General features: G+C 75.3%; 3 protein-coding genes. All 3 read left to right on the top strand.

Features of this window, described 5'->3' with window-relative positions:
* A partial coding sequence (locus V6V16_RS27525; protein WP_334566822.1) for a phosphopantetheine-binding protein occupies positions 1-631 on the top strand: 631 nt, incomplete at its 5' end.
* A gap of 218 nt (positions 632-849) precedes the next feature.
* Positions 850-1,710: a metallophosphoesterase family protein gene (locus V6V16_RS27520; protein ID WP_334566819.1), complete on the top strand. Its 861-nt coding sequence runs from the start codon at positions 850-852 to the stop codon at positions 1,708-1,710.
* 325 nt (positions 1,711-2,035) lie between these two features.
* The coding region (locus V6V16_RS27515) for a type I polyketide synthase (protein ID WP_334566816.1) at positions 2,036-6,374 on the top strand (4,339 nt) is incomplete at its 3' end.

Genomic DNA, 6,374 nt, shown 5'->3' with positions numbered 1-6,374 from the left:
TCGGTTCGTGCCGTCGTTCACGGCGTTGCGTCCGAGCCGCCTGTTCACCGACATCCCCGAAGCACAGTCCGGGCAGGGGGAGGAGGCACCGAGCCGCGAGGACCGGGGCGCGGCGACGGCGCTGCGCGAGCGACTGGCCGCCGCCTCCGGACCGGAGCGCGACCGCATCCTGCTCGACCTGGTCCGCAGCACCGCCGCGGCGGTGCTCGGGCACGCCACACCGAGCGGGATCAGGCCCGGCCGTGGCTTCCTCGAACTGGGCTTCGACTCGCTCACCGCCGTCGAGCTGCGCAACCGACTGACCGCCGGCACGGGCATCGGGCTGCCCGCCACCCTCGTCTTCGACCACCCCACCCCGAGCGCGCTCGCCGGCCACCTGCGGGCCGAACTGGCGCCCGAGCAGCCGTCGCTGCCGATCGTGGCGGAGATCGAGCGCCTCGACCAACTCCTCGGCGGCCTGCCCGGCGACCAGGTCGACGACGCGGTGATCGGCCGGCTGGAGGACCTGGTGGCCAGGTGGCGGGGACGACCCGCCGCCACCGCACCGGCCTCGGCGGCCGGTGCGGAGTTGGAGTCGGCGAGCCGGGAGGAGCTGTTCGACATCATCCAGCGCGAGTTCGGCAAGTCCTGACCGGACGGCAGGGAGTCCCTGACGGTGCGGGACGCGGTGATCTGACCGGCGTCGGCCAGGTCGCGGCCGCCTAGGGGTCCGCGCGGCCCGTCTAGGGGTGTGCCTGTGCGGCCCCGGCTCCGTAGGGTGAGAGCCCGTCAGGCCTCTCGCCATGCCCGACGGCGGCGAACGGTGCGGATGTGGGTGCGTGCGGTACCCCGGATGGACGGGAGGTCCGCATGGCCGGATCCGGCCTGCCTCAGTTGCTCGCCATCAGTGACCTGCACGTGGTCCACGCGGAGAACAAGGCCATCGTCGAGCGGATGCGGCCGGAACGGGACGGCGACTGGCTCATCGTCGCCGGTGACGTCGGCGAGTTCGTCGGCGACGTCGAGTGGGCGCTGGGACTGCTCAGCCGCCGGTTCGCCAAGGTGATCTGGGCCCCCGGCAACCACGAGCTGTGGACTCCCCGGGAGGACCCGATCCAGCTGCGCGGGGAGGCGCGCTACCAGCACCTGGTGCAACTGTGCCGCGGTCTCGGGGTGGTCACTCCGGAGGATCCGTACCCCGTCTGGGATCCGCAGGGCGACGACCCCGTCCTGATCGCGCCGCTGTTCCTGCTCTACGACTACACCTTCCGGCCGGCCGGGACGTACACCCGGGAGCAGGCCCTGGCCCGGGCGCACGAGGTCGGCGTGGTCTGCACCGACGAGATCCTGCTGCACCCGGACCCGTACCCGACGCGGGACGCCTGGTGCCGGGCGCGACTGGCTCTGACCGAACGCCGGCTCACCGCGGAACGCGGGGGGCTGCCCACCGTCCTGGTCAACCACTTCCCGCTCGTCCGCGAACCCACCCGGATCCTGCGGTACCCGGAGTTCGCGCAGTGGTGCGGCACCGAGGCGACGGCGGACTGGCACGTCCGCTTCGACGCCCGCGTCGCCGTCTACGGCCACCTGCACATCCCGCGCACCACCTGGTACGACGGGGTCCGGTTCGAAGAGGTCTCGGTGGGCTACCCACGGGAGTGGCGCCGCCGCTCGACGCCTCCGGGGCGACTGCGCCGCATCCTGCCGGCGGTCGCCGGACAGCCGGCCTGAGCGGCCGTCGCGTCGCTGGTCACCGCTTCGGCGGGGGCCGCCCGCGACGTCCTCGCGGGCCGGCCGATCAGGGGTTCTCTAGGGGTTGGGCGCGTGATGGGCGCTCAGTACCGTCCAGTCACGGTGGCGGGCATGTGTCGGCGGGACGGCCCGGCGTGGCGGGCGCCTGAGCAGGCACGACAAACCGGAATCAGGAACAGGTGTCGGGTTCGTGGGCCGAACGGCCATGTCTCCACCCACCTGTGCACGAAGCCGGTCCGTCGGCGGTGGTGTGGTCAACGAATCGACAGATTCCGATCGATAGCAAGCTCTGGGCGGGTGGGTCATGGCGGACGAAGACAAGCTCCTCGAACACCTGAAGTGGGTGACCTCCGAGCTCCGCCTGGCGCGCCGGCGCCTGACCGAGCTGGAGAACGAGGACGCCGAGCCGATCGCGATCGTCGGCATGGCCTGCCGGTTCCCCGGCGGGGTCGCCTCGCCGGAGGACCTCTGGGAGCTGGTCGCGGGCGGGGTGGACGCTACCGGCACGTTCCCCGACGACCGGGGCTGGGACCTCGACGGGCTCTACGACCCCGACCCGGACCACCCCGGCACCACCTACAGCAACCGGGGCGGCTTCCTGCGCGACGCCGGCCTGTTCGACCCGACCCTGTTCGGCATCTCGCCGCGCGAGGCGCTGGCCATGGATCCGCAGCAGCGGCTCCTGCTCGAGGTGACCTGGGAGGTCTTCGAGCGGGCCGGCATCGACGCCACGTCGGTGCGGGGCAGCCGTACCGGGGTGTTCGTCGGCACCGCGGGGCAGGACTACACGTCCGTGCTGCGGCAACTGCCCGAGGGCACGGAGGGCTACGTCCTCACCGGCACCGCCGCCAGCGTCATGTCCGGGCGGCTGGCGTACTCCTTCGGGCTGGAGGGGCCGGCCGTCACGATCGACACCGCCTGCTCCTCCTCCCTGGTCGCGCTGCACCTCGCCGGTCAGGCCCTGCGCGACGGCGAGTGCTCCCTCGCCGTGGCCGGTGGCGTCACCGTGCTGGCCACGCCCGGCGCCTTCGTCGAGTTCTCCCGCCAGCGGGGGCTCGCCTCCGACGGTCGGTGCAAGGCGTTCTCGGCCGACGCCGACGGGACCGGCTGGTCCGAGGGCGTCGCCATGCTGCTCGTCGAGAAGCTCTCCGACGCCCGGCGCAACGGCCACCGGGTCCTGGCCGTGATCCGGGGCAGCGCCGTCAACCAGGACGGCGCCAGCAGCGGCCTCACCGCCCCCAACGGTCCCTCGCAGCAGCGGGTGATCCGGCAGGCGCTGGAGAACGCCCGGCTCAGCCCGGCCGACGTGGACGCCGTCGAGGCGCACGGCACGGGCACCCGGCTCGGCGATCCGATCGAGGCGCAGGCGCTGCTGGCCACGTACGGCCAGGGACGGCCCGCCGAGCGGCCGCTGTGGCTGGGTTCGCTCAAGTCGAACATCGGTCACCCGCAGGCCGCCGCCGGCGCCGGCGGCGTCATCAAGATGGTGATGGCGATGCGGCACGGCGTGCTGCCGCCCACCCTGCACGTCGCCCGGCCGTCCCCGCACATCGACTGGTCGACGGGGGCCGTGTCCCTGCTGGAGGAGGCGCGCCCCTGGGCGGGTGGCGACCACGTCCGCAGGGCCGCCGTGTCGTCCTTCGGCATGAGCGGCACGAACGCCCACCTGATCCTGGAGCAGGCGCCGGCCCCCGACCCGGCCACCGAGGAGGCCGCCCCGCCCCGTCGGCTGACCGTCGCGCCGGTGCTGCTCTCCGCCGCGCAGCCGGCCGCGATGTCCGCGCAGGCCGACCGGTGGGCCCGCTGGCTCGGCGATGACGACGAGCCGCGTCCGCTCGACGTGGCCTGGTCGTCGGTGGTGTCCCGCTCGACGCTCGACCGGCGCGCCGTGGTGCTCGCCGAGGACCGCGCGGGTCTGTCTGCGGGCCTCGATGCCCTGGCGGCGGGAGAGCCGTCGGGCACGGTCGTCACGGGCCAGGCCGGGGACCGGGGCCCGCTGGCGGTGCTCTTCTCCGGCCAGGGCGCGCAGCGCGCCGGCATGGGCCGGGAGCTGTACGTCGAGTTCCCCGTCTTCGCCGCCGCCCTCGACGAGGCCTGCGGGCACCTGGACCGGCTGCTGCCGCGCCCGCTCAAGGAGGTGCTGTTCGCGCCCGAGGGCTCCGCCGAGGCGGAGCTGCTGGACCAGACCGCGTTCACCCAGGCCGGGCTGTTCGCGGTCGAGGTGGCGCTGTTCCGGCTGGTGGAGTCGTTCGGCGTCGCGCCGGACTTCGTGGGCGGGCACTCGATCGGCGAGATCGCCGCGGCGCACGTGGCCGGGGTGCTGTCCCTCCAGGACGCCTGTCTGCTGGTGGCGGCGCGGGGACGGTTGATGCAGGCGCTGCCGGCCGGCGGGGGCATGCTCGCCGTGGCCGCCGACGAGGCCGCGGTGGCGGAGTCGATCGCCGGGCTGACCGACCGGGTGGGCGTCGCGGCCGTGAACGGCCCGACCGCCGTCGTCGTCTCCGGTGCCGTCGCGGCCCTGGACGAGGTCGAGCGGGTCTGGCGGGACCGGGGGGTGCGTACCCGCCGGCTGACGGTGAGCCACGCGTTCCACAGCCCGCTGATGGAGCCGGTGCTGGAGCGCTTCCGCGGCATCGTCGATCGGCTCACCTTCGCCGCGCCCGCGCTGCCGATCGTGTCGAACCTGACCGGGGCGCTCGCCGACACCGAGGAGATCCGCACCCCGGAGTACTGGGTGCGGCACGTCCGCGAGGCGGTGCGCCACGCCGACGGGCTCGCCGCGCTGCGCGCCGCCGGGGTCGACACGTTCCTGGAGATCGGCCCGCAGAGCGTGCTGACCGCGATGGCGGCCGACGTCCTGCCCGACGACGACGTGCTGGCCGTCGCCGTCCAGCGCCGGGACCGGCCGGAGGCGCAGGCGCTGCTGGCGGCGCTGGCCGAGCTGCACGTGCACGGGGTGCCGGTCACCTGGCAGGAGTGGTTCACCGACACCGCCGCGCGCCGGGTCGACCTGCCCACGTACGCCTTCCAGCGGGAGCGGTTCTGGCCCGAGGTGCTGCCGTGGCGGGTCGGCGACGTGTCGGGTGCCGGACTGGGCGTGGCGGGGCACCCGCTGCTCGGCGCGGCGGTGCGTCTCGCCGGCGACGACGAGGTGGTGCTGACCGGCCGGCTGTCGGTGTCGACGCACCCGTGGCTGGTGGACCACGTGGTCGGCGGCGCCGTGGTGGTGCCGGGCACCGCGCTGGTGGAGCTGGCGGTGCGCGCCGGCGACGAGGTGGGCGCGTCGCGGGTACGGGAGCTGACCGTGGCGGCGCCGCTGGTGCTGCCGGAGTCCGGTGCGGTACGCGTGCAGGTGCGCGTCGGCGCGGCAGACGGCTCCGCCGTCCGCTCGGTGTCCGTGTACTCCCAGCAAGAGGAGGACGACGACACCGAGTGGACGCGGCACGCCGACGGCCTGCTCGAACCGGTGTCGGCCGACGATCCGGGCGTCGGCGCGTGGCCGCCGCCGGGTGCCAGCGAGGTGGACCTGACCGGGTGGTACCCGGCGTTGGCGGAGCACGGCCTGTCGTACGGGCCGGTGTTCCAGGGCGTGCGGCGTGCCTGGACGGCCGGCGGTGAGGCGTTCGCCGAGGTGGCGCTGCCGGACGGGGCGGCCGGAGACGCGAGCGCGTTCGGGGTGCACCCGGCGCTGCTGGACGCCGCGCTGCACCCCGTGGCGCTGCTGCTGGCGGCGGAGGCGACGGGCGGGCCGCGCGTGCCGTTCGCGTTCGAGGGTGTGCAGGTGCACGCCTCGGGAGCCAGGGCGCTGCGGGTGCGGTTGACGCGGGACGGGTCCGGGGTGCGGCTGGTTGCCTGCGACGGTACGGGCGCGCCGGTCGTGTCGGTGGACTCCCTGGTGCTGCGGGAGATGACCGGGACGGCGAGCCGGGGCGCCCCCGCCCGCTCGCTGTTCGAGGTGGCCTGGCAGCCCGACGAGATCGCGGGCGTCGACGACCTTCCGGGGTGGGCCGCGCTGGGCCGGCCGGCCACGGAGGCGCTGCCGCAGGTGCCGGTCTTCGCGGACGTGGCGGCGCTGGCGGCGGGCGGGGCGACGGCCCGGCAGGTGCTGCTGACGGTGCCGGCCGGCGAGCCCGGCGCCACCGTGCCGGAGGCCGTGCGAGCGGTCACCAACTCCGTCCTGGACGTGCTGCGGGCCTGGCTCGCCGCCGAGCCGCTGGCGGACACGAAGCTCGTGGTGGTGACCCGGGGCGCGGTGGCCGCCGGCGACGACGACCAGGTCACCGACCTGGCAGCCGCGGCGGTCTGGGGCCTGCTGCGCTCGGCGCAGTCGGAGCACCCGGGCCGGATCGTCCTCGCCGACGTCGACGGCGGGCTGACCCCCGCGACCCTCGCCGTGCTGGCCGGCGCCGCCGTCGACCCGTCGGCCTCCGGCGGCCAGCTCGCCGTGCGGGGCGAGCGGACCCTCGTGCCGAGGCTGGTGCGGCCGGTGGGTGACGAGCTGGCCCCGCCGCCCGGGCCGTGGCACCTCGCCCCCGTCACTCCCGGCACCCTGGACGGGATCGGGCCGGTTCGTGCCACGCCCGTCGCCCTGGACGCGGGCCAGGTGCGCATCGCCGTGCGGGCGGCCGGGGTGAACTTCCGGG

This window comes from Micromonospora sp. CPCC 205561 (genome assembly GCF_036906775.1).
In the GTDB taxonomy this organism is placed as follows: domain Bacteria; phylum Actinomycetota; class Actinomycetes; order Mycobacteriales; family Micromonosporaceae; genus Micromonospora.
Note: the sequence above shows the minus strand (reverse complement) of the source record. Positions and strands in the feature narration are given on the sequence as shown.